The 24168-nt window shown below is 59.3% G+C and carries 21 protein-coding genes; 4 read left to right on the forward strand and 17 right to left on the reverse strand.

The features are described 5' to 3' along the window. Nucleotides 1-2 precede the first annotated feature (2 nt). Genes KHU30_RS14150 through KHU30_RS14165 form a run of 4 tightly spaced genes read right to left on the reverse strand, consistent with a single transcriptional unit; the run spans nucleotide 3 to nucleotide 4559 of the window. A complete protein-coding gene (locus KHU30_RS14150) occupies nucleotides 3-620 on the reverse strand; it encodes a T6SS immunity protein Tli3 family protein (protein WP_211443283.1) in 618 nt (205 codons plus the stop codon). 47 nt (nucleotides 621-667) lie between these two features. Beyond that, on the reverse strand, nucleotides 668-1273 hold the full coding sequence (locus tag KHU30_RS14155) for a T6SS effector phospholipase Tle3 domain-containing protein (RefSeq protein WP_211443284.1): 606 nt from the start codon (nucleotides 1271-1273) through the stop codon (nucleotides 668-670). A 2-nt stretch (nucleotides 1274-1275) separates the two neighbouring features. Beyond that, on the reverse strand, nucleotides 1276-1890 hold the full coding sequence (locus KHU30_RS14160) for a T6SS immunity protein Tli3 family protein (RefSeq protein ID WP_211443285.1): 615 nt from the start codon (nucleotides 1888-1890) through the stop codon (nucleotides 1276-1278). Between the two features lie 47 nt (nucleotides 1891-1937). Next, on the reverse strand, nucleotides 1938-4559 hold the full coding sequence (locus KHU30_RS14165) for a type VI secretion system Vgr family protein (protein WP_211443286.1): 2622 nt from the start codon (nucleotides 4557-4559) through the stop codon (nucleotides 1938-1940). A 566-nt stretch (nucleotides 4560-5125) separates the two neighbouring features. Here KHU30_RS14165 and KHU30_RS14170 point away from each other — a divergent pair. Further along, nucleotides 5126-5827 (forward strand): pirin family protein, encoded by a 702-nt coding sequence (locus KHU30_RS14170; protein ID WP_211443287.1) that lies wholly within the window; start codon nucleotides 5126-5128, stop codon nucleotides 5825-5827. A 51-nt stretch (nucleotides 5828-5878) separates the two neighbouring features. Here KHU30_RS14170 and KHU30_RS14175 read toward each other — a convergent pair whose 3' ends face one another. The 5 genes from KHU30_RS14175 to KHU30_RS14195 all read right to left on the reverse strand — a co-directional run bounded on the left by KHU30_RS14175 (nucleotide 5879) and on the right by KHU30_RS14195 (nucleotide 12157). Beyond that, entirely contained in the window at nucleotides 5879-6811 is a 933-nt protein-coding gene (locus tag KHU30_RS14175; protein ID WP_211443288.1) for a LysR family transcriptional regulator, read from the reverse strand. A 40-nt stretch (nucleotides 6812-6851) separates the two neighbouring features. Then, the gene (locus tag KHU30_RS14180; protein ID WP_211443289.1) at nucleotides 6852-7775 is read right to left on the reverse strand and encodes a DedA family protein/thiosulfate sulfurtransferase GlpE; all 924 of its coding nucleotides are present in this window, start codon (nucleotides 7773-7775) and stop codon (nucleotides 6852-6854) included. Between the two features lie 78 nt (nucleotides 7776-7853). Continuing rightward, entirely contained in the window at nucleotides 7854-8552 is a 699-nt protein-coding gene (locus KHU30_RS14185; RefSeq protein ID WP_211443290.1) for a YoaK family protein, read from the reverse strand. Between the two features lie 31 nt (nucleotides 8553-8583). Further along, nucleotides 8584-10455: an amidohydrolase gene (locus KHU30_RS14190; RefSeq protein ID WP_211443291.1), complete on the reverse strand. Its 1872-nt coding sequence runs from the start codon at nucleotides 10453-10455 to the stop codon at nucleotides 8584-8586. Nucleotides 10456-10702: 247 nt separating this feature from the next. Continuing rightward, complete coding sequence (locus KHU30_RS14195; RefSeq protein ID WP_211443292.1) at nucleotides 10703-12157, reverse strand: GGDEF domain-containing protein; 1455 nt, start codon at nucleotides 12155-12157, stop codon at nucleotides 10703-10705. Between the two features lie 180 nt (nucleotides 12158-12337). On the opposite strand from KHU30_RS14195, the gene KHU30_RS14200 reads away from it, so the two are divergent. Then, the gene (locus KHU30_RS14200; protein WP_211443293.1) at nucleotides 12338-13315 is read left to right on the forward strand and encodes an NAD(P)H-quinone oxidoreductase; all 978 of its coding nucleotides are present in this window, start codon (nucleotides 12338-12340) and stop codon (nucleotides 13313-13315) included. Between the two features lie 43 nt (nucleotides 13316-13358). On the opposite strand, the gene KHU30_RS14205 is transcribed toward KHU30_RS14200, so the two are convergent. From KHU30_RS14205 to KHU30_RS14225, 5 genes are all read right to left on the reverse strand, one after another. Further along, nucleotides 13359-14657, reverse strand: coding sequence for a c-type cytochrome (locus KHU30_RS14205; protein WP_211443294.1), 1299 nt, complete (start codon nucleotides 14655-14657; stop codon nucleotides 13359-13361). 11 nt (nucleotides 14658-14668) lie between these two features. Further along, nucleotides 14669-15427, reverse strand: coding sequence for a c-type cytochrome (locus KHU30_RS14210; protein WP_211443295.1), 759 nt, complete (start codon nucleotides 15425-15427; stop codon nucleotides 14669-14671). 132 nt (nucleotides 15428-15559) lie between these two features. Further along, nucleotides 15560-15760 (reverse strand): hypothetical protein, encoded by a 201-nt coding sequence (locus KHU30_RS14215; RefSeq protein WP_211443296.1) that lies wholly within the window; start codon nucleotides 15758-15760, stop codon nucleotides 15560-15562. A 166-nt stretch (nucleotides 15761-15926) separates the two neighbouring features. Then, nucleotides 15927-16358, reverse strand: a complete 432-nt coding sequence (locus KHU30_RS14220) for a glycine zipper 2TM domain-containing protein (protein WP_211443297.1) — start codon at nucleotides 16356-16358, stop codon at nucleotides 15927-15929. Nucleotides 16359-16555: 197 nt separating this feature from the next. After that, the gene (locus KHU30_RS14225) at nucleotides 16556-17869 is read right to left on the reverse strand and encodes an NAD(P)/FAD-dependent oxidoreductase (protein ID WP_211443298.1); all 1314 of its coding nucleotides are present in this window, start codon (nucleotides 17867-17869) and stop codon (nucleotides 16556-16558) included. A gap of 336 nt (nucleotides 17870-18205) precedes the next feature. Here KHU30_RS14225 and KHU30_RS14230 point away from each other — a divergent pair, with 336 nt between their 5' ends. Beyond that, nucleotides 18206-18646 carry a universal stress protein gene (locus KHU30_RS14230; protein ID WP_211443299.1) on the forward strand — a complete coding sequence of 147 codons (441 nt, stop codon included), beginning with the start codon at nucleotides 18206-18208 and terminating at the stop codon, nucleotides 18644-18646. Nucleotides 18647-18692: 46 nt separating this feature from the next. Here KHU30_RS14230 and KHU30_RS14235 read toward each other — a convergent pair whose 3' ends face one another. The 3 genes from KHU30_RS14235 to KHU30_RS14245 all read right to left on the reverse strand — a co-directional run bounded on the left by KHU30_RS14235 (nucleotide 18693) and on the right by KHU30_RS14245 (nucleotide 22108). Then, a complete protein-coding gene (locus KHU30_RS14235; RefSeq protein WP_230427392.1) occupies nucleotides 18693-20765 on the reverse strand; it encodes a PAS domain-containing sensor histidine kinase in 2073 nt (690 codons plus the stop codon). A gap of 149 nt (nucleotides 20766-20914) precedes the next feature. Continuing rightward, the gene (locus KHU30_RS14240) at nucleotides 20915-21373 is read right to left on the reverse strand and encodes a response regulator (protein WP_230427393.1); all 459 of its coding nucleotides are present in this window, start codon (nucleotides 21371-21373) and stop codon (nucleotides 20915-20917) included. A gap of 102 nt (nucleotides 21374-21475) precedes the next feature. Next, the gene (locus KHU30_RS14245) at nucleotides 21476-22108 is read right to left on the reverse strand and encodes a response regulator (RefSeq protein ID WP_211443301.1); all 633 of its coding nucleotides are present in this window, start codon (nucleotides 22106-22108) and stop codon (nucleotides 21476-21478) included. A 424-nt stretch (nucleotides 22109-22532) separates the two neighbouring features. On the opposite strand from KHU30_RS14245, the gene KHU30_RS14250 reads away from it, so the two are divergent. Next, entirely contained in the window at nucleotides 22533-24146 is a 1614-nt protein-coding gene (locus KHU30_RS14250) for an FMN-binding glutamate synthase family protein (protein WP_211443302.1), read from the forward strand. Nucleotides 24147-24168 lie beyond the last annotated feature (22 nt).

The raw sequence follows: 24168 nt of genomic DNA on the forward strand, positions 1-24168 counted from the left end.
GCTTATTCCTTTCCGTTGCGGACACAGTGAAATTCCGTATCGAGGGGAGCTTTTCGAGGTTGAGGGAAATTGCCCAAATCACGATACTTCCAGTCCGACTCTAAAATCTCATCTTTAGACAAATCGACTATGCCAACGCTGCTATTGTCTAAAAACAATTTAGACCCAACTAGAATGCTTTGCCCATGTCTAATCGTCGGCGTGAACTTCCATGTTCGCCCGGCGTCGGTCGAGTAAGGCAAACGATCCGAACAAGCTGCACTGTCGCTAGTATCTGCGCCGCAATCTTCGTTGCTGCTCTTAACCGGTGCTACCAGATACTGGTCGTTGGCAGCGTCGATGCTAAACGGGTAAATGTCTCTAAGGCCATTTGTGCTGGTTATTTTGGTATGTATCCCTTTGGCAGTATCGGTGTAATACAGCCAGGCAGCCGCGCATGCCGAATCTTGAAATGGCACGTATTCAAAATAACGATGTGTATCAATGCGATATCCCACTTGCGACGGCGCAATCGGGCCAGCATAGGGTACATACTGCGGCGCCGTTGGCGGGGAATAGGACGATGCGCAAGCGGAGAGCTGTAAAACAGCGACGGCTGAGGCGAAATGAATTAAATTCAATGGTGATCTCCGTAAATTGTTGAGTACAAGCTGCGCACAGTTGATCATTATTTGGAGGGGATCAATCCGTCGGTCGCGGAGGTGTTCTTCGCCACACTTGCATCATTCTCGGTAATCTTAAATTTTCGCTTCGTGGTTTTGTCAAGATCCGTCAAACCGGCCAGCAGTTTCATTTTGAAACCGTTCTCCCAAAATCTATTTAGATTATTGGTGCCGTTCTGGAACGGGCCTCCGCCCCAGGCCATGTCTCCGTCTTCGTGATAAATGCCAGGATATTTTTCCAGATCGCCATCCTGAAGTTTATAGCCCCAATAGAACGGGATGATGGGAGAACAGCTCGGATTTTTAGGATTGAATGGTTCAAATCGCTTTGTTTTTTTAATGTATTCTGGCTTTTGCAAATCCTTACGCCCGAGCCGTTTATTTAAGCCTTGGCAGAATTGATTTGCAGCGTCGTCGTACCATTCCCCTTCCGAATTCACGCCGTGTACAAAAATAATGATTCCCGGCATCAGGTCAGGGACAGCAACATGGTCGGTGCCGTTGCCAGTTTCAGGATTGGTATCGCTGTAGCTGTACCGGCATTCTACCCATTGGGAAATGCCAGCGTGTGGTCGTAAACGGAGCGGCAATGTGCTAAGTTCGTCGGCCATGCTTATTCCCTTCCGTTCGGTATGCAATGAAATTTCGTATCGAGCGGTGCTTTGCGCGGTTGTGGGAAACTCTCATTATCTAATCGTGTCCAGGCAGAAGAACCTTTATCAAAATCAGAAAATTTGGCAGTCGAATCGGCATAGAAAACTCTGTCACCGGTCAAAACAATTGGACTAGATCCAGACCATTTTGGCGCAACATATTTCCAAGTTCTCCCGGCATCGGTCGAGTAGGGAAAACGTCTCGAGCAAGCCGGGCTGTCGCTGGTGTCGGCACCGCAGTCTGCATTGCTATTCTTAACCAAGGCAACCAGATATTGATCATTCGCGGCGTCAATAATGAATTTTTCACTTTCCATCAAACCATTGCTGCTTGTGATTTTGGTGTGTATTCCTTTGGATGTATCTGTGTAGTAAAGCCAAGTATTTGCGCAAGCAGAATCTTCATAGGGCACTACTTCAAAATAACGATGCTCATCAATGCGATAAACCACTTGCGACGGCGCAATCGGGCCAGCATAGGGTACATACTGCGGCGCCGTTGGCGGGGAATAGGACGATGCGCAAGCGGAGAGCTGTAAAACAGCGACGGCTGCGGCGAGATGAATTAATTTCAATGGTGATCTCCGTAAATTGTTGAGTACAAGCTGCGCACAGTTGATCGTTATTTGGGGGGGATCAATCCGTCGGTCGCGGAGGTGTTCTTCGCCACACTTGCATCATTCTCGGTAATCTTAAATTTGCGCTTCGTGGCACGGTTTGATTTATCCGAATCGTGGTGCGCCTTCAGTTCCTGGTTCAATTTGGTTAACGTGAATTTCGGCATTGCCACCGACGCGCCATGCGCCCCGGTAAAACTAGGTGCATCGCTTTGGATTTTCACAATTTTTGCATCTATGGTGATCTGGCTTTCTTCCATTCGGATAAAACTACTGCCGACCTGCATCATGATGAATTTTTCTGCTCTGACTTCGATGCCATCGCTGACTGATGTGACGGTCAAAGTCTTATCGGCAGTCAATTCCATCGCGTTGTGTTGGGCTTGATGGATGATTTTTCCCTTGTTGGCAATCTGGCGAATATCGCCATCCACAGCGAAATGCTCGATATTTTTACCGGCGGTATGGAGCATGTCGTCCATCGCATAATGCTGTTGATTTTGACCTGCGACAGTATCGATGTTTTGACCCGCAAAATGCGTCTGATTTTTAGGCGTGGCGCTGGCGATGCCGGCAGGAGAGCTGAGCGCAATCACAGGCTGTCCAGCCGGTGCTTTGCCTTTGACATTGACTTCATTGCCGAAGCCATGGCCGAGTGCATCAATGACCTCGGTCAAGTGTTGTTGCGGTTCGATGTGCCGTTCGCCGCCTTCGTGTGTTGCAGCAGATTGCCCGAGTCCCTTGGCATAGTTCAAAGCCTGTTCCAGGCAAGCGACCAGCTCGTCGCGGCTCAGTATGCCGCCGACAGCGGCGGCACGCCCATCGGTCGTCAGCAGTAAGCCCTTGGCGGCGCGCACAACCGCGGCGCCGTCTGTGCGCGCTTCCAGCCCTTCGCCCCGGTCATCCTTTCGACCGGCGTTGTCTTCGATACGTGTAATGTGGCCTAACGAAATTTGACTGTGCTGATGGCTGCTTCCGAACTGTGCCTGTATTTTCGCCTCGGTATCGTCCATTACCAAATAATTGCTGCGCCCGGCGGCGCTATTGCCGCCGCCCGGCGTCAGTTCCCGGCTACGAAAGCCGGACAAGGCGTTCTGGCTTGGTAACGTCCACGGCGGCATATTAGCGGCATTGTGTACACGTCCGGTGCAGATCGGCAAATCAGGATTGCCGCTAATAAAATCGATTAACACTTCCTGGTTAGGTCGAGGTATATGGATGCCCCCTAACTGATTGCCCGCCCAGGGACTGGATACTCTGACCCAACAACTGCTATTTTGATCGCCTTGGCTGAGACGGTCCCACTGAAATTGCACCTTGATGCGGCCAAAATCATCAGTCCAGTTTGGCGCATTTTCTGGCCCCGTTACGATGGCCGTCAAGATATGCATGACCGGCTTTGGGGTAACGTTTTCAGGGCGATACTGTTCACCACGCAATGGCACCACGTCAAAATCGACATTGATGCGGAACTGTTGAGAGCCGCCGCCCGGACGCTGGCTCTCTTGCGCAACATCTTCCATTTCAAAGCGCGTACCGATAATCAGATAGTCGATGTTGGCTTTGACGGACGGATGCCGGCCTAGCTTGAAAGTACAACCCGGCACTACGGCCCGAAGATGACCGGCGCCGTGAGTGCGTTGAGCGTTGTTGAGCAAGCGATCCATGCGTATGCGGGCATTTTTCTGTCCCTCGTCCAGTGGATCATTCGTCGCTCGCTGGGGACCTGCCTGCGGCTGTACGTAATGCGCATCTGCGTGGTACTCATAAACCTCGGCATTATGGTCAGAAACACGCGGATCGCTCTCGGTGACTTCAAGCGTACTGCGCGGCCTGGTGTAATCGTAATCGCGTGACGTGTAGCGACCTGGTGTCAAGCGATGCGACGGCGAAAACGTATGGATGTATTCCTGGTCGATGCGCGGTTTTTCGCCGTAGTAGTTCAGGACGTGATAGGCCTCGCTGTCAAACGGCTTATGGGCGGCGTTGGCATCCGTGAGAACCAGGCGGTGCTTGCCGTCCTTGTGTTCGAAGAAATAATTGATTCCCCAGGTCTCGCACAGTCTGCTGAAAAAAGTGAAATCTGATTCTGAATATTGGGTCGTGTAATCCCGTTTCGGATACTGGCCGTAGAGCCGCTTGTCGACTGAGAAAGTATATTTTGAAAGCACCTCATCCAGAATTTCAACGACGGTTTTATCCTGGAAAATACGGCAATCCGCATTGTTGTTGGCTAATCTTAGCCAAGGCTCCAGCGTGAATTCGTAGAACACATAGCGCCCGACCTGGCGCAGCATGGTGGCTTGCGTAATGATGCCGGATATCTCCCGCGTACCGGCTCCTACATTGGAAAAACCGCTGCTACCGGACATTCCTGAGACAAAACTTCCTGCGCCTTCTAACTGTATTTCCACAGTCAATTCTTTGCGCTCAAAATCCTTCAGCACATAATTGGCTGCCGAACCGAAATCGACTAAAGCGTCCGGCGTTTTGAGGATGATTTTATAGTGAAAGAGACTGTTGAGAGATTCGTAGCCTTTGATGCTCATCGGGACTAAGGCCGGTATCCCCATGACCTCAGGGATGGCTTCACATTTAACGCGGAGACTACGAGTTGAGTCGAACATTGAGGCCTTCCCTGAGCATGGTTGATAGAAACAAAAACGAAAAATTGCATGCAAATAGTTGCGATGCAATTATGAGAAGTATGGTCGTGTGGTAATGCCAATTTCAGGAACTTATCAGCATTGATTTAATGACGCAATTGACAATTAATTTGTCAATTGACATGAATTGTTAGCTTTGCGTTTGAGTAGCCATTGGCGTACGCCAAAAACAATTAATAACTATTTATTCGCCCGGCGAGGGACAATCGGATGTTGTTTTTGCGACTGAATATATCGACGCGGTGTGGAGATACATTGATGGCGGACCGTCATTTTCGAATTTTACGTTGCCTCTCCCTATCTCTATTTCGTAAAAGGTCAGAGAAAGTCGCCCTCTCAGCTGAAAACCCTTTTAATCAAGGCCTTCCGTCATCATCGATAATTTCGAATATATACCGGCATTTTTTCCGTTTTTCTTTTGATTTGGCAGCGCGCATACTGCATTCCAGTTCATTCAACACCGCACCTGCCCTGCCAGGCCGATACCCGGCCCGGGCGGCAATTGCGGCAACCGACGGAGAAAAACCATGCTTCAAATTCGCAAAGGCACAGAACGCGGCGTCGCCGATCACGGCTGGCTGAATTCGCATCACACATTTTCGTTCGGCCATTATCACGATCCGCTGCACACCGGTTTCGGCCCCTTGCTGGTGATCAATGAAGACCGCGTAAAGGCCGGCCAGGGCTTCGGCACGCACGGCCACAGCGACATGGAAATCATTTCCTATGTGCTGGAGGGCGCGCTGGAACACAAGGACAGCATGGGCACCGGTTCGGTCCTGCATTACGGCGATGTGCAAAGGATGAGCGCAGGCACCGGCGTACGCCACAGCGAGTTCAACCACTCGCAGACAGCGCCCGTGCATTTCCTGCAGATCTGGATCCAGCCGAACGTCAAAGGGATTGCGCCCAGCTATGAGGAAAAGCATTTCACGGCAGCGCAAAAACAAGGGCAGCTGCGCCTGATCGCCTCGTCCGACGGCCGCGAAAATTCGGTGCTGATACATCAGGATGCGGCTATCTACGCAGCGATCCTGGATGGCGATCCGGCCCTGCAGCACGCGCTGGCTGCCGGACGTACCGCTTACGTGCACCTGATCCGCGGACAGCTGAACGTCAACGGCATGACACTGAAAGGCGGCGATGCCGTGAAAGTGACTGCCGAAAGCCTGGTCACGCTGTCCCACGCAGAAGACGCGGAAGTACTGCTGTTCGACCTGCCCTTCTGATCTTCAGGCCGGCAACAGGGGCCGGCGAAGCGATTGCCTGCCGGCCTGCTTTCAGGGCTGTCCCGGCGCGCCGGGCATGTGCCGGACCAGGCGCGCCATGGCATCGGTATAGCGCACCCGGTCCATCCACCAAGCCAGCGCAGCGCCTTCTTCGCCGGTGCGCCATGCCATCGAAAACGTTTCGTCGGGTTTCGGCTCCTCCACCTGCTTGACGATCAAGGCCCCCGAGGCGATCGCCGCGCGCGCGCACGGCTCGGGCAGGAAGCCGAAGCCGATGCCGGCCAGCTGCAAGGCATATTTGCTGCGCATGTCAGGCACCGTCAGCGTATCCTGCCCGAACAGCAAACCCACCGTGCGCGATGGCATCTTGCGGGCCGAATCGGCGACGCTGATGGCGCGGTGGGGATGCAGCTCGGCCTTGCCCAGTACCTTCTTCACCTTGGCCAGCGGATGGTTCGGCGCCACCGCGAACACGAACGATATCGTCCCCATCTGTTCGGCGACGTAGCCGCCGCCGGCCGGTCCCTGCCCCGGCGCGCCGATCAGCAAATCGACGCGGCGTTCCAGCAAGGCTTCCCAGGTGCCGGCCAGCGATTCGCGGGCGATGCGCAGGCGGGTTTTGTCGGCGACGCCGCAGAAGGCATGGATATCGGATTCCAGCGCGCTGACGGAAAACAGGGAATCGATGCAGATGGTGAATTCGGTTTCCCAGCCGGAGGCCACCCGGCGCACACGGTGTTCCAGGTCTTCCGCCGCCTTCAGCAGATAGCGGCCTTCCTTCAGCAGTTCCGCGCCGGCGCGCGTCAGCGCCACCTTCGGCCCCTGCCGCTCGAACACTTGCACGCCAAGGTCCTGCTCCAGCTTGGAGACGGTATAGGAAATCGTCGAAGGCACCCGGTGCAGCTCGCTGCCGGCAGCGGAAAACGATCCGCGGCGGTCGATGGCGTCGAGGATCAGCAGTGCATCGAGACTGATTCTGAACATGGAATTCCTGTTAGAGAGATGGGCGCAACGACATGAAACATCAGGAATCGATCGCGTAGCCGGCGGCGATCCAGGCATCGATGCCGCCCGACAGCGGCCGCACCTTCTTGTAGCCGCGCTGCATCAGCTGCTTGGCTACCAGCGCCGCCGATGCTTCGTTGGGGCAGGCGCAATAGACGATCACTTCCTGGTCTATCGGCGCATCGAACACAAAGGTATTGATTTCATTGTGCGAGATGGCAAGCGCGCCGGGAATGCGCCCGGTCTGCTGCGATGCCGGCGAGCGTATGTCGACGATGGCCGGCGTCAAGCCCTGCTTGAACAGCTGATCCAGCTCTTCCACCGAAATGCGCGCCATGCGCAGGGAGCGGCGGAAACGCCAGCGCTGCCACCATTTACTGGCGACAAAAACGGCAAAGGCGGCCGCCACCAGCATCATGCCGTACTGGCCGAGTTCGGTCAGCACGCCCAGCAGATCGTCGATGGTCGTGCTGAACAGCGAGCCGAGATAGATCGCCAGGCCGGCCCACAAGGCGGCCCCCAGGCCATCGTAGAAAATGAAGGTGGCGCGCCGGGTGCCGACCGTGCCGGCCAGCGCGCTGGCGATGGAAGCGAAACCCGGAATGAACTTGGCGACCAGCAGCGAGCGCGCGCCCCAGCGCGAGTAGATCGATTCCGTCTGGCGCACGCAAGAGTCCGGCGACAAGGAAATGCGGCACAGCGTCGAGAGCACCTTGCGGCCGTAACGGCGGCCCGCCATGTACCAGAAGAAATCGGCGATCAGGGCCGCCGCCACCGCTGTCAGCAGCAGCACCGGCGCCGAGTATTCGCCGCGATGCATCAGCGCGCCGGTGATCACCAGCGTCGGATAGGCCGGCACCGGCGCGCCCAGCTGCTCGGCCAGCACATTGAAGAAGACGATGACCAGCCCGTATTGCTCGATCAAATGAAACAAGTAGGTCATCGCTTTCGTCGCCTCGTATCCATAGCCGTGATTGCCAGATTGGCAATTTCACAATAATGCGGTAAACATCAATGGATATTATAAAGTTGATGGCGCAGCGGTTCCGGTCTTTTCAGAAAGATATTCCCTGACGCTCAGCCAGAGCAGCAGCGCCAGCGGCAGCAGCAGCGCCAGAAACAACAGATGCTTGTAGGCGAAGGCGCCGCCGATGGCGCCCGCGCCGAACGCCACGATAGGCCAGAAGAACTTGCGGCAGCGCTGCCGTATCTCGTCGGTCGCTGCGCCGCGCAGGATATCGACCAGGTCGATGATCACCTGCGTGACATTGCCGGTCATGACGGTGGTCGGCGTCAGATGCTGCAGCACCAGGCGACTGCTGGCGTTCTGCACGCCCATGCCGGCGGCGCCCAGCATGCCGGCCAGCAGCGCCAGCGGTGCGCGCGAATTGGTGACCGGCTCGGCCAGATAACCGGCCAGCATGAAGCCCAGCAGGAAAACCAGTTGCAGCAACAGCAGATAGAACATCGGCGCCCGGCCGCCGCGCTCCAGCCAGATCACCGCCATGCGCGTCAGCGCCACGGCGAAGATAAACGCAGGAAAGGCCAGCAGCTTGATCAGCACGCCGTGCGAAGGATTGGCCAGCTCGCTGCCGATCAGCACGAAGTTGCCGGTGACGTGCGCGGTAAACAATCCGAACAGGGCGATGAAGCCGACCGTATCGACATAGCCGGCCAGGAAACTCAAGGCAATGCTTTGCCGCGTCCGGAGATTATTCATGTCAGGCATGACCATCCTTTGCTGTAAAAAATCAAAAGGCAAAACAGCTGCAGCCCAGGGTGCCCCAGAAACCGGCATAGTCGGACACCGGCACCGCCGATTTCCGCGCCGCATCGTGTGCATGGGCATGCACGCCGCAGGCGCCGGCGCAATGATGCGGCAGGGCCTGGCGCTGCTGCTGCTGCTGCTGCTGCTGCGTATGCCGCAGCTGGCGATAATGGCCCGGCACCGTTTTCACCGGCGACCAGTCCGGCAGCACCGGTATCGGCGGCGGCGCCAGCGGACCGAATTCTGCGGCGCCGTAGACTATTTTTCCGCCGACCACAGTCAGCACCGATTCCAGCGCCTTGATGCTGTCTTCGTCGACCGCAAAGAAGTCGGCCGACAGTACCGCCAGGTCGGCCAGCTGACCTGGCTTGATGCGGCCTTTCTTGCCCTGCTCGCTGGAAAACCAGGCGCTGCCGGCGGTCCACAATTCCAGCGCGGTGTGGCGCGATAACTGGCCGGCCGCATCGTACAAGCGCATACCGCCGACGGTCCGTCCCGACACCAGCCAGTAAAGCGCCGTCCACGGGTTGTAGCTGGCCACCCGGGTGGCGTCGGTGCCGGCGCCGACCGGCACGCCCATCTCCAGCATGCGCGCCACCGGCGGCGTGTGCCTGGCGGCGTCGGCGCCATAGCGCTCGGCAAAATATTCACCCTGGAACGCCATGCGGTGCTGGATCGCGATGCCGCCGCCGAGCGCGCGCACTCTTTCGATATTGCGCGGCGTGATGGTCTCGGCATGGTCGAAGATCCAGTGCAGGCCGTCGAAAGGAATTTCACGGTTCACTTTTTCGAACACATCCAGCATGCGGCTGATCGATTCGTCGTAGGTCGCATGCAGGCGGAACGGCCAGCGCTGCGACACCAGGTGACGCACCACTTTTTCCAGCTCGCCTTCCATGCCGGCGGCCAGCTCCGGCCGCGGCTCCAGGAAATCTTCAAAGTCGGCGGCGGAAAACACCAGCATTTCGCCGGCGCCGTTATGGCGGTAGAAATCGTCGCCGTCGCCAGGCTTGACCATGCCGGTCCATTTCTCGAAATCCTCCAGCTCCTGCCCTTTGCGCTGGGTGAACAGGTTGTAGGCGATGCGTATCGTCAGTTGCTGGTCGCGCGCCAGCTGGTCGACGATGGCGTAGTCCTCCGGATAATTCTGGAAGCCGCCGCCGGCATCGATGGCGCTGGTGACGCCGAGGCGGTTCAGCTCGCGCATGAACTGGCGGGTCGAATTGATTTGCTGCTCGCGCGGCAGCGCCGGTCCTTTCGCCAGCGTGGCGTAGAGAATCATGGCGTTCGGCCTGGCGATCAGCATGCCGGTCGGATTACCGGCGGCATCGCGCTGGATTTCGCCGCCGGGCGGATTCGGCGTGTCCTTGGTATAGCCCACCGCGCGCAAGGCTGCGCGGTTGAGCAAGGCACGGTCGTACAGGTGCAGGATGAACACCGGCGTATCGGGTGCGGCGGCGTTGATTTCTTCCAGCGTCGGCATGCGCTTTTCGGCGAACTGGAATTCGGTCCAGCCGCCGACCACGCGCACCCATTGCGGATGCGGCGTGCGCAGCGCCTGTTCCTTCAGCATGCGCAAGGCATCGGCCAGCGAGGGCACGCCTTCCCAACGCAGCTCCAGGTTGTAGTTGAGGCCGCCGCGGATCAGGTGCATATGGGAATCGTTCAGGCCGGGGATCGCCGTACGCCCTTGCAGGTCGATCACTTGCGTGTCCTGTCCGCGATGCCGCATGACGTCTTCGGCGTCGCCGACGGCAAGGAATCTGCCATCCTGGATGGCCACCGCCGTCGCCAGCGGCTGCGACTGGTCGACCGTATGAAAACGGCCGTTCAATAAAATCATGTCTGCGTGCATGCTGTTCTCCTGAGCTGGCTGAGAGTTAACTATTCAAAATATTGAACACAAGCCGGCGCCGCCAACATTCCATGATTCTCGGATCACAGCCATGGCTGGCGCGGATGCAAGGCAGTATGGCTGACAGGAAATCAAATGAAAAACGGAAAATATAAGGCGCAACAATCGAATTCATCGAACATTGATTTATTGACATCGACAAACCCCGCAGCCGCTGGCCGGCGGCTGCGAACCGCAGCGCATCGGCTCAGGCTACTTCGTCAATCAGGGAATGTCCGTACACGGTAAAACGGCTCTTGCCCTGCCGCTTGGCCTGGTACATGGCTTCGTCGGCCTGGCGCAAGGCCGCATCCCACTCCAGGTTTTCCGCCTGGCACAGGGCGATGCCGATGCTGCAGCCGATGCCGTCGCCAATCTCGGCGACGCGGCTGACGATGCGGCTCGCCACCGCGGTCGCAATGGCCTTGATGGACAGGGCCGGCGCCACCAGGCAAACCACGAATTCGTCGCCGCCGACGCGGCCGGCGATATCGCTGTCGCGCAGCGCCGAGCGCAGCGCCGCCGCCACCTCGACCAGCACGTCGTCGCCGCGCTCATGGCCCAGGGTGTCGTTGATCCATTTGAAGCCATCGAGATCGATGAACAGCAGCGCCACCGCCTGGCGGCTGACGCTGCCGCGGCCGCGCAAGGTTTCCGCCAGTTCCAGGAACAGCGAACGGCTGGGCAGGCCGGTCAGGTCATCCAGCCGCACCTGGTCCATCTGCACTTCCAGCATGGCGTTGTTGAGCGCCAGCAGACGCGCGTCCTGCACGGTCTTGAGATAGACCTGGTTCATTTCGCGCAAATAGATCAGCAGCAGCAGCGTGGCCGATATCAGGGCGTTGCAGCGGCCCAGATACCAGCCTATGGAGAACTGGCTGCCGCCGGCCATGGTGATCACGTTGTCGCATTGCAGGGCGACCAGGGCCACTCCCAGCCACACATGCAGCACCGCCCTGAAGCCGGTGGCGCGCCACAGGATCAGCATGGCCAGCGCGGTCAGGGTCTGCAGCAGGAAACCGAGGCCGCTGGTGGCGACGCGATGGAAGTTTCCGTGCTCGATCAGCTTCGGCAATGCCGAATGGAATACGACCACTGGCAGCAAGCTCGCCGCCAGCGCCGCCAGCACCACTGCGATCAGCCAGCCCGGCATGCGCTCGGGATGGCTGGCCAGCCAGGAAGGACTCCACCAGCGGCTGACCGCATACAGCAGGATGCTCAGCGCCAGGCCGGCATGCCACAGGAACCACAGCCAGATGGTGGTCTGGGCGCCGCCCAGCAGCCCTTCCTGCGGGATGAATGCGCCGGGCATGGCGAGGAACTGCATGATCAGGATCACCGCGGCATAGAAGCAGCCGGCGCCGATGTACAGCAGATCGACCTCCTTGGTGGCGCGGTAATGGCCAAAAATCAGATAGGTGATGATGACGTAGGCGACTACGGTCGCTGTCTGGTAGGAAGGCAGGAAAAACGGGAACACCGGCCCCATGACGCTGGCGACCGGCAGCAGCAGCAATGTCATTAAGATAATGCCGATACAGACCCACAGCGCGCGCCGGCGCTGGCGCGTGCTGGCCTGGCGCGTCGCTGGCGACACGCTTTTGCTGGTCCACGCCGGCTTGGCGGCGGCCTTGTTGCGTGCAATAGTTGTGCGGTCGATCATTGGCTGTTTTAACCATGCCCGAATAACTACGGCTTACCTGACGGTAAATTTTTCCCAAAAGCATCAAAATAATAACGTGAATGGCTGGCGCGAGCTAATACAGAAAAGCTATCACTGCCGCTCGCAAAAGAGAAAATCGTGTTTGTCATACAATGACCGTTTTCCCCACGAGACCATGCCATGCGCGCTATCGAAATTACCCAACCCGGCGGCCCGGAGGTTTTGCAAATCTGCGAACGCCCTGCGCCGTCGTTCAAGGCCGGCGAAGTACTGATCAAGGTGCAGGCCGCCGGCATCAACCGGCCGGACGTATTCCAGCGCACCGGCAATTATTCGCCGCCGCCGGGCGCTTCCGATTTGCCGGGCCTGGAAATCGCCGGCGAAATCATCGATGGCGATTTCAGCGGCACTTCCTTCAAAAAGGGCGACCTGGTGTGCGCTCTGGTGCAGGGCGGCGGCTATGCCGAATACTGCAGCGCGCCGGCGGCGCAATGCCTGCCGCTGCCGCAGGGCTGGAGCGCGGTGGAAGCGGCCTCGCTGCCGGAAACCTTTTTCACGGTGTGGAGCAATGTGTTCGACCGCGCCCGCCTCAGCCCTGGCGAAACCCTGCTGGTGCAAGGCGGCAGTTCCGGCATCGGCGCCGCGGCGATCCAGATCGCCACTGCGCTAGGCCACCGGGTGTTTGCGACCGCCGGCTCGGATGAAAAATGCCGCGCCTGCGAAGCGCTAGGCGCCGAACGCGGGATCAATTACCGTACCGAAGACTTCGCCGCCGTGATCAAGGCGGCGACTGACGGCAAGGGCGTCAACGTGATCCTCGACATGGTGGCCGGCGACTATGTGCCGCGCGAAATCAGCTGCCTGGCCGACGACGGCCGCCTGGTGTTCATCGCTACTCTGGGCGGCAGCAGCGCCAGCATCGATTTCCGCCAGGTGCTGATGCGTCGCCTGACCATCACCGGTTCCACCCTGCGGCCGCGGCCGATCGCTTTCAAGGCCGCCATCGCGGCGCAGTTGCGCGAGCGCGTCTGGCCGCTGCTGGCGTCCAGGAAAATCAAGCCGGTGATCTTCCAGACCTTCCCGCTGGAACAGGCGGCGCAAGCCCATGCGCTGATGGAAAGCAGCTCGCATATCGGCAAGATCATGCTGACTACCTGATTCACCGTGTAGCCGACGCGCTGGTCTTTGACCCGGAATCGTTTCAATCCAAAGGAATGGCCCGATAACGGTTGACCTCGGCCGAATTGACTATCGGCGCCTTGTTGCCCCAGTTGTTGCGGATGTAGGAAACCACCGCCGCCACTTCAGCGTCGCTGAGGGCCGGACCGTAAGGCGGCATGCCATAGGGACGCGGATTGGCCGCGGTGCTCGGCGAGAAGCCGCCGTTCAGCACCACCCGGATCGCATTCACCGGCGAGGCCATGGTGATGGCATGATTGCCGGCCTGCGGCGGATACGCCGGCCACGTGCCTTTGCCGGAAGCCAGGTGGCAATCGGCGCAATGGTTCTTGTAGATCTTCCCTCCCAGTTCCAGCACCCGCGCCACTTCATCCGCGCTGGCGCGTTCCTTGGCTGGCTCCGCTTCCTTCTGGCGCGGCAAGGATTTCAGGTAGACCGCCATGGCCTTGACGTCGGCGTCGCTCAGGTGCTGCAGGCTGGCGCCCACGACTTCCGCCATCGGCCCCAGCACCGTGCCGCGCGGCGAGACGCCGTTTTTCAGCAAGCCGGCGATGTGTTCGATATCCCAGTCGCCCAGGCCGATTTCATCATCCGATGTCAGCGATGGCGCATACCAGTTCACCACCGGGATAAAGCCGCCGCCCAGTTCTGCCTTGAGGTCGCTGCCGCCGAGCGCGTTGCGCGTGGTGTGGCAGGCGCTGCAGTGGCCCAGGCCCTGCACCAGGTAGGCGCCGCGATTCCATTCTGCCGACTGGCCCTTCTCTTCCGGATACGCGCCAGGCCGGAAATACAGCGCGCGCCAGCCGTACAGCAGGATCCGGTTGTCATAGGGAAAACGCAATGCGGGCGCCAGGTTCTTTTGCGCCACCGGCGCCACGCTGCGCAGATAGGCGAACATGGCGTCAGAATCCTCGCGCGTGACCTTGGTGTAATTGGTGTAGGGGAAGGCTGGATACAGCAGGCTGCCATCCTTCGATTTGCCGTTATGCAGCGCGCGCCAGAAATCGTCGGCGCTCCAGCTGCCGATGCCGGTGTCCTTGTCCGGCGTCAGATTGGGCGAGTAGATGGCGCCGAACGGCGTCTGTATGGCTCGCCCGCCGACCAGTTCCTTGCCGCCGCGCGCGGTATGGCAAGCAATGCAGTCGCCGCTGCGCACCAGGTAGGCGCCCTTGACAATCTGCGCGGCAGGATCCGCCGCGGCGGTCGCCGGCTGCCTTGCCGCGCCGCTGTCGTCATCCGCATTCAGCAGCGCCAGCACGGCAACCACGGCGGCGATCAGCAGCAATGCTGCGCCCGCCAGCCACATCAGTAATCGTTTCATGTTCGCTCCGCTCAATTCGGGACAGGGACGCTGCCGCAAGCCAGCGGCAGTTTGGCGGAGCCGGGAGCAACCGCGGCGGCGCCGGCCGGCACCGGCTGCGCCGCCAGCCAGGATGCCACCGCGCCGATATCTTCAGCGCTCAGGCGCTGCGCAAGCTGCGCCATGCAATCCGGCGCCACCGCATGGCGCGCGCCGTTTTTCCAGGCGCCGATCTGGCTGACCAGGTAATCGCGCGGCAAGCCGAGCAAACCCGGAGTGGCCGGCAGCACGCCGGTCATGGCGCTGCCATGGCAGGCGATGCAGGCCGGAATCTGCTTGCCGGCGTCGCCCTTGTTGACCAGCATTTCGCCGCGCGCGCGGGTGGCCTCGGACGGATCGTAAGGCTGGGGCGGCGGATAAGGCGGGTGCTGGTCGGCAAAATAGGCGGCGATTTCCTGCAGGTAGGCGTCCGACAGATGATCGACCAGATAAGTCATCATCGGATACTGGCGCCGCCCTTCGCGGAAATTGTGCAGCTGGTTGTAGAGATAGCCGGCCGGCTTGCCGGCGATACGCGGGTAGTAGCCGTTGTTGGTGGCGCGTCCCTGTTCGCCGTGGCAGGCGGTACAGGCGGTGAGGCGCTGCTTGATGGTATCCGGAACCGCCGCGGAATCGACTTCAGCCGCCTGCGCCGCGGCGCCGAACATGGCGCCGGCAAGCACAAGCAGCAAGCCGGAACGCAACCGTCGCACAGCGCGCGTTGCCGCCGGTCCCTGCAAATGAATCGACATGGTTTTCCTGTTTTTTATGCTGCTGCATTTTTCGGGAAGGTATCCGGCGTACTGAGTCAGGACACCAGGTCCGATTATAAGCTAGCAAGTTTATTAACATGCTACAACATTGAATGACATGTCGTCTGTGCTCTATTTGGGGGGCTGCGGCGGTACCAGAGGCTGGTCTTTGGTCGGCCCCGGCTCATTCGCATACATCTGTTCTTCCACGATATCCATCTGCTGGCTGCCATCCAGGGCGTGGCCGGTCCAGCGATCCGCCGGATTGACGGTTTGCTTCTTCTTGTCTGTGACAGGCTTGGCGGCAGCGGCAGGCAATCTGGTTTTGGACATGGCGTCTCCTTCTCGGGCGGCGACGGGCTTGTCGTCATCTTTCACTATAGAGCCTGGCGCAACGGCCTGATAGCGGAGAATCTTGCCGGACCATGCAAAACGCCGGTCCAGATTCACATCTGGACCGGCGTCGCGGGGAGATAACCTGTTTCTGGCTTAGCGGCGATCAGCGCTCGTAGTAGCCGCCTTGATACGGCTGCTGGTAGTAATAGTCGTCGCGGCGTTGCTCGACGTAGACCGGCGCCGGGCGGTAGTAGACCGGGGCCGGCTGATAGTACACCGGCGCAGGACGATAGTAGACCGGGGCCGGACGGTAATACACCGGAGCAGGCTGATAGTAAGTTGCCGGACGATCGTAATAGCCGTCGCGCTCATAGTAGCCGCCCTGGCGATAGCCGCCGGAAGTCGCGCCCACCGCGGCGCCTAGCACGCCGCCGACAATCGCGCCGTTGCGGCCGCCGACAGCGCCGCCGATCACTGCGCCGGCAACTGCGCCGATCGCGGTATTGGCGCCGTCATCGTAAGCCATGGCCGAGCTAGACACTGCGGCGGCGGAGCTAGCCAGCAGAGCGATACAGATCCATTTTTTGTGCAGCATGATTGCATCCTTCAAGGGACATACGGCCCTAATAACACCATCAAAAAACCGCTGCCTCGCCAACTGCGAGGGCACGGTTGTTAAGTTGGACTATAGCCGAGCCGCCGTCAAATGCCTGCAAACGATACATACTTTTACATTTGAACAACACGGTTACACCTGGCGTCACAACCAACGACTGTCCCCTGCCCTGACAATCAATGCAGCTTGACCGACGGCTTGGCGTGTTTCATCAAGCCGCTGGCGGCCGCCGTGACGCCGGTGCGCACCGGCCCCAGCAAAGCGTTCAAATGCATCAGGTGCAGGCTGGTGTACATCATGCGCGCGAAAAAGCCGTCGACGAACCAGCCCAGCTTGGTGAGCGACCCCATCAGCGTGCCGACCGATGTATTCCTGCCGAACGACACCAGCGAGCCATGGTCCTTGTAGACGTAAGGCGCATCCGATGCCGCCTGGCCTTTGCTGGCGCGCACGAACATCTCGACCAGGTAGTCGGCCTGCTGATGCGCCGCCTGCGCTCGCGGCGGCACCATCTTGCCGTCGCTGCCGACGCAGGCTGCGCAATCGCCCAGCGCATAGATATTGGCGGAACCGGCCACCTTGAGAAAGCCATCCACTTCCAGCTGGCCGGACTTGATCGCCGGCAGCCCCAATCCCTTGAGGAAATCCGGCGCCTTGATGCCGGCCGACCAGACGCACAGGTCGGAAGCGTAGTTATTGCCGTTGGCGTCGGTGACAAAATTCTCGGCGATGCTGGCGACGCGGCAATCCGTCACCACCCGCACCTCGCGCTCCTGCAGCAGCTTGCTGGCGGCCTTGGAAACGCGTTCGGTAAGCGGCGCCAGCAAGCGCGGCGCGCCTTCCAGGATGGTGATGCGGACGTCGCGGTTCGGGTTCAGATGCGGAAAATCGTAGTCGGTATAGACGCTGCTGGCATCGCGCAATTCCGCCGCCAGCTCGACCCCGGTGGCGCCGCCGCCGACGATCACGATATCGACGCCGGCATCCGGATCTTTTTCTTTCTTCAAATCCGCCAGCGCCAGCATTTTCAGCAGGCGCACCCGGAATTGTTCGGCGTCTTCGGTCGAATTCAGCGAAATGGTGTTTTGCTCGGCGCCCGGGATGCCGAAGTAATTGGAGACGCTGCCGACCGCGATCACCAGCTTGCTGAATGCGATCTGGCGCGGCGGCAGCAGTTCGGTGGCCGATTCGTCGGCGGCCGGCACTTCGGTGACGGCGTCCACGGTGATGCTGCTGCCGGCGCTGTCGAGAGCCGTCATGTTGCCGTATACGAAGCGAAACTTATTGTCGTGTGCCAACATCTGGTAAGACAGGCCTTCCTGATGGATATCGCGGGTGCCCGCTGCGACTTCGTGCAGAGACGGTTTCCAGATGTGGTACAGCGCCCGGTCAACCAGGGTCACGTGACCGCTTCCCAGTTTGCGGCCAAGCTTGCAAGCCAGCTCCAGCCCACCCGCGCCACCGCCTACAATCACGATTTCATCCGACATCCATCTTCCTTCACCTATTCATTAATCAATAGCGCTTCGACATTCTTCGATCCGCGCGGCAGCAAAGTACGCAGTAAGTCTACTTTTATAATGGCGCAACGCGCAATAGTGACGTATTTTCGCGCTGTATTGATCACGCCAGGCCAATTTGCAGTATTCAAAAAACGCCGCCGGCCAAAACCGGAAACCGGACCCCACTCCAAAATCCGCATCCGGAACGCAAAACCGCCCAGGTAAATTCACTTTGAAATCAGCGCAATGGCTTCTGGTTCACGGCTCAAGTCTGCGCTATGATGAAGACAGATAACATTAAAAACACAATTTTCAGGAGGGCATATGTACCGGAAAATTCTAGTCGCCTACAATGGCACGCCCGAAAGCCGCTCGGCTTTATATTCCTGTATCCAGCTGGCGCCCGGCCCCGGGGTTGAGGTCCATCTGCTCGGCGTCATCAATCTCGCAACCTATCTGATGGCGGGCGAATTTGTCGCCGAATCCGCAATCAGGGCGGAAAAAACCCTGCTCGAACAAGAGCTGATCAAAGGCCACAAACTCCTCACCGACGCCGGCCTCAAGCCGATCGACCACTTTGAAAGCGGCGAACCTGTCAATGTTATCAGTGACCTGGTGAACAAACTGGGCATCGACCTGGTGATCGTCGGCCACTCGCGCAAGAAACCGCTGGCGACGCGCTGGTGGCGCGGTTCGGTGGACACCATGCTGGTTGAAAAGGTGCCGTGCAGCGTCCTGGTGGCGACCGATCTCTGCCCGACCTGAGACACGCTTGCCCTGATCCGTAGCCCGGCGGCGGCAAACTGCCTTGTCAGGTATCAGCCTGTTCGCCGCTGTTTTGCACTTGCACCGAAATGGGCAGCTCGATCACCACCGCGGTGCCTTTGTCCTTTCCAGAAGAAAAACGCACCCTGCCGCCAAGGTAGGTCGCTCTTTCATTCAAGCCGCGCAAACCGTGGGTGCTGGTGTTTTCAAAACGCTCCTGCGACATGCCGACGCCGTTGTCGCGCACCGTCAGCGCCAGCCGGTCTTCATCGATATCCAGAATCACCTCCACCTGGCTGGCATGCGCATGCTTGGACACGTTGTTCAAGATCTCCTGGAGCATGCGATACACCGCGATTTCGATGCGGTGGTCGATCGTGATGTCTTCGTCCGGCAAGCTGGATTTACAGAGGATTTCGGTACGCGCGCCAAAGTCTTCCAGCTGTTCGGCGATCGCCGCCTTCAAGCCGAACAGCTCAAGCATATTCGGCCGCAACTCGGTCTGGATGCGCCGCGTGGTCGCCACCAGCGAACTCAGCAAAGTCTGCATCTGGCCCTGGCGGCTCTGCCAGTGGGCATCCTGCGGCAGGATCTTGTAGACGCCTTCCAGGTGCATGCTGAGCGCCGTCAGCGAGGCCCCCATATTGTCGTGCAGCTCGCGCGCAATCGCCCGTTTCTCTTCTTCGCGGATGGTTTCCATATGGTTGGCCAGTTCGCGCAGCAAGGCGGTGCGCTGGGCGATGGTGCGCTCCAGCTCCAGCTCGCGCTGCTTGAGGGAATCTTCGGCGCGCTTGCGCTCGCTGATGTCGGTGGCAATGCCGACCACGCCCATGACTTGCCCCTGCTGGCCGAACCAGGGCGATATGGTGGTCTGGAAGGTCACGACCCCATCCGGCAGCTGCATGGTTTGCGCCAGCGTTTCCGAGACGCCGCCATTCATGATGCGGAGATCGTCCTGGTCTACCTTGTCGGCATCTTCGGCCAAGGGCAGGATCTCGCGGCTGCGCCGGTATTTCGCCTGCTCCCAGCTCAACCCCAGCCGGCGCAGGCAGGCCGGATTGGCAAAGATCAGGCGCCCCAGGCGGTCTTTGACGAAGATCGGATCGTTGGTGTTGTCACTGACCGCAATCAGCAGCGCGGTGGCTTCGGCCAGCTCTGCCGCGCTCTGCAGGCGCGCGCCGTATTCAAGGTCGACCTTGCCGCCGGCGCGCCAGAAAATGAACAGCACCAGCACACCGTCGACCAGCGTCAGCAAGGGCGGCAGCGAACTGCGGTCGTACAAGCCCTGGCGCGTGCCCCAGTCCGCCAGCCAGTGCAGGCCGACCAGCAGGATCAGCATCTGCGGCAAGGAACGGCGCAGCATCTGGCCGCCCGGAGCATGGCGGGTGATGATCGCCATCAGGCGATGGCGCGGACGCGACATCATGAGCGCCAGGCCGAACAGCAGGAACGCCAGCGCCGACAGCAGCGGGATGCTGGTTGCATACACCATCTGGGTCATGGCCGACACGTTGTACAGGTAACCGAGCAGTGGAATGGCGCTGAGGAACAGCAGGGAGATGGCCAGGTATTCGGCGACGTACTGTTCTTTGCCGAGACGGAAATCGAGCAGCAGCAGCGCGCTTCCCGCAAAAATGAAGCCGATGGCGACCATCGGATGCAAGCCGCTGGCAAGCCACGCCCTCGCCGGCGGCGTCAGCTGGTCAAGCACGGTGTCGAGCCAGCCGGCGCCGCCCGTAAAGTTTTGCAGCAGGGCGGCGCCGGCCAGCACCAGCAGCAAGAGCGCCAGCAACTGGCCAAAAAGCATGATCAGCCGCCGCGGCCCCACCACCAGGCATTGCACGATCAGGCTGACGGTCGCCAGCAAGAATCCAGCCGCGGTGTTGGCGCTCATGGCCGTCAGCTGCGATTTGGAAAACGGCAGCGTGATCTGATACAGGGAGGCGGCCAGCACCAGCGCCGACACCGCCAGCACCAGCACGCTCACTGCCAGCGCGGCCGCGGTGGTGCGCCAGACATAGGTTTTGGTCGAGGCCAGGCTGTCCAGCGCGCGCGTCTTCAGCAAATCCTGATAATGCGGATTGCCGCCTGTGCTTGCTTCGCTCTTTATATTATCCAAATCGCCTCCAGGAACGTCGCTGCATGTGCATGCCGGCATCAGGGACCCGCGCGGCAGCGGGATGAATCCGCGGCTTCAGAAACATGAAAAGCCCGCTCAAGCCGAGCGGGCCGATATTACCGATGATATCCGGAACGACGGCAGAACAATCAATGATCCGGCAAACCGGTTCCCAAGGCTGCCAGCAAATTACGCAGCTTGGTAAACTCAGAACTCTTGTCGAAGAAAAACCGCACCCCGTATTGTTCTCCCGCACGCCTGAAGGCGTTGCTGACGTTATTGCTGAAAATGATCTTCAGCGAATTGAGCGGCTTCGCCGATTTTGACAGCGTGCGCAGCAGGCTCATGCCATTGCCCTGCTTCAGCTCGATATCCAGGATCAGCACATCGAAAGAGTCGGCATCGATTTTTTGCAAAGCATCGTCTTCCTCCTCGGAAAATCCGGCGAATACCACGCCCGGAATTTCGCTCAAGGTTTCAATCATCAGATCGCGCACGTCGACCGAATCTTCCACAAGAAAAATCCGCAGCGGCGCGACGCCCGATCTGATGGTATTGGAAGCTGTTGTATGGTCCATATTGGCTGACGACAGGTGAGTTTGTTTCATGCATTGCGCCAGGACCGGATGCCAGGGACCGGCAAGTCCCTCGGTACGGCATCATGCAGATGATTGCAGTGCGGCTTGCTGTCCTTTGAATAAAGTAAACGTCTAGTCAATCAAATTATTCTTGATTGCATAATAAATAATATCGGCATTGCTGGTCATGCTCATTTTCTGCAGGACGCGGGTGCGATAGGTACTGATGGTTTTTACGCTCAGGCACAACTCCTCTGCGATCTTGGTCACGCCTTCGCCCTGGCTCAGTTTGTAAAAAATCTCATACTCGCGCTCCGACAGGGTTTCGTGCAAGGGCGTGTTCTCATTGCTTGCCGGGTCCGCCGTCAGCAATTCGGCGACGCCATAGCTGATGTATTTATGGCCCTGCAATATCGTACCGATTGCCTTTACCAGCTCGGTCGCCAGCGCCTCCTTCTGCACATAGCCGTCGGCTCCGCTGCGCAGCACCTGCACCGCATAGCGGCTTTCCGGGTGCATGCTGAGCATCAGCACCGGCAGCTTCGGCTTCTCGCGCTTGATCTGCTTGAGCACCTCCACCCCGCTCTTGTCCGGCATCGCGATATCCAGCAGCACGATGTCATAGTCATTGGCACGGACCAGCTGTATCGCCTCCTGCGCATTGGCAGCTTCGCCTGCGATCTCGTACTCCGGAATGTCAGCGACGAAGAACTGGACGCCGGCGCGCACCACAGCATGATCATCAACCACCAGGATTTTTATCATCTGTTCAACCGTCGCAATCAGTTAAGTTATCCGGCATTGTCGCAGCCTGGCGCTTGCAAGCAGCAGGCCCGGGACAAAGCGGAAGGCATTGCCTGATGTTTAGTGTGCGGCTGCCCGGCATCAATGTAAACAAATTCGTAAAAATCAACTCTTTCCAGCCATGCAAAGCTGCAGCGGCGCAAAGCGCCAGCGCATCGCACTTGGCTCTATCGGCCGTGTACGCGGCAACTTGTATCCATACTAACCAAGCCCGGCCAGATGGCCTATAGGACGGCAACGGATAGACATGTAGGACAAACGGAAGGTTTGCCGGCACAAAGCGAGCCACGAGTGTGTAAAATTATCAGCTTGCCACTGCCGAAGCACTGCTCCCTCAGGCGAATCGTCTCGCAGCCGCAATCACCAGCGATAAAAGGAAGAAATCATGAAAGTCAGTCGTTACCTAAGTTTCTGGATAGTGCTGTTGCTGACGGCGGCGCTCGCCGCCGGCGCCGCGCTTGGAAAAATTTCCTGGTGGTGGGCGGTGGCGCCGGCGCTGCTGAGCGCGCTTGGCATCTGGGACATGAACCAGCGCAGCCACGCTATCCTGCGCAACTATCCATTGATGGGGCATTTCCGTTTTCTGTTTGAAATGATCCGCCCTGAAATGCGGCAGTATTTTTTCGAGAGCGACAACGACGGCGCGCCGTTCACGCGCAAGGAGCGCAGCCTGGTCTACCAGCGCGCCAAGGGCGAGGTAGACAGCCGGCCGTTCGGCACCGAGCTCGATGTCAAGATGCGCGGCTATGAATGGGTCGGCCACTCGCTGTCGCCGACCATCATCGCCAGCCACGATTTCCGCGTTACGGTGGGCGCCGAGCGGGCGCAGCCGTATTCGATGTCGGTGTTCAATGTTTCGGCGATGAGCTTCGGCGCCTTGTCCGCCAACGCCATCCGCGCCCTTAATCACGGCGCTAAAAAAGGCGGCTTTGCGCATGACACCGGCGAAGGTTCGATCTCGCCCTATCATCGCGAATTCGGCGGCGACCTGCTGTGGCAGATTGCTTCCGGCTACTTTGGCTGCCGCAACGGCGACGGCAGTTTCAACGAAGAGAAATTCGTGGCGCAGGCGACCTCGCCGCAGGTGAAGATGATCACGGTAAAACTGTCGCAGGGCGCCAAGCCAGGCCATGGCGGCGTACTGCCGGCGGCCAAGATCACGCCGGAAATTTCGGCGACGCGCGGCGTGCCGATGGGCGTGGACTGCATTTCGCCGGCCACGCATTCCTCGTTTTCGAATCCTATCGGCCTGCTGGAATTCATCCAGAAATTGCGCACCCTGTCGGGCGACAAACCGGTTGGTTTCAAGCTGTGCGTCGGCCACCCCTGGGAATTTTTCGGCATCGTCAAAGCCATGCTGCAGACTGGCATCCTGCCTGACTTCATCGTGGTGGACGGCTCGGAAGGCGGCACCGGCGCGGCGCCGCTGGAATTCGTCGATCACGTCGGCATGCCCTTGCAGGAAGGCTTGCTGCTGGTGCATAACGCCCTGGTCGGCGCCGGCCTGCGCGACCGTATCAAGATCGGCGCCAGCGGCAAGGTGATCACCGCCTTCGACTTGGCGCGCACGCTGGCGATCGGCGCCGACTGGTGCAATTCGGCGCGCGGCTTCATGTTTTCGCTGGGCTGCATCCAGTCGCAAAGCTGCCATACCGACCGCTGCCCGACCGGTGTGGCGACCCAGGATGTCGGCCGCCAGAAGGCGCTGGTGGTGCCCGACAAGGCCGAACGCGTGCACCGCTTCCATGAGAGCACCCTGCATGCGCTGCAGGAACTGGTGCAAGCTGCGGGCTTGCCGCACGCTTCCGCCTTGCGCGCGCATCACATCGTGCGGCGCACCTCCGACCATGAAGTGAAGCTGATGTCCGACCTGCTGTCTTACCTGCAGCCGGGCGATTTGCTGAACCAGAATTACCGCTATCCGGTATTTGCAAAATACTGGCCGATCGCGCGCGCCGAGAGTTTTCATCCGGCGGAACCAATCCGGGCCGCAGCCTGAAAAAAAAAGCCAGGACTCTCGC

The organism is Collimonas humicola, assembly GCF_018304945.1.
Classification (GTDB): Bacteria; Pseudomonadota; Gammaproteobacteria; order Burkholderiales; family Burkholderiaceae_D; genus Collimonas; species Collimonas humicola.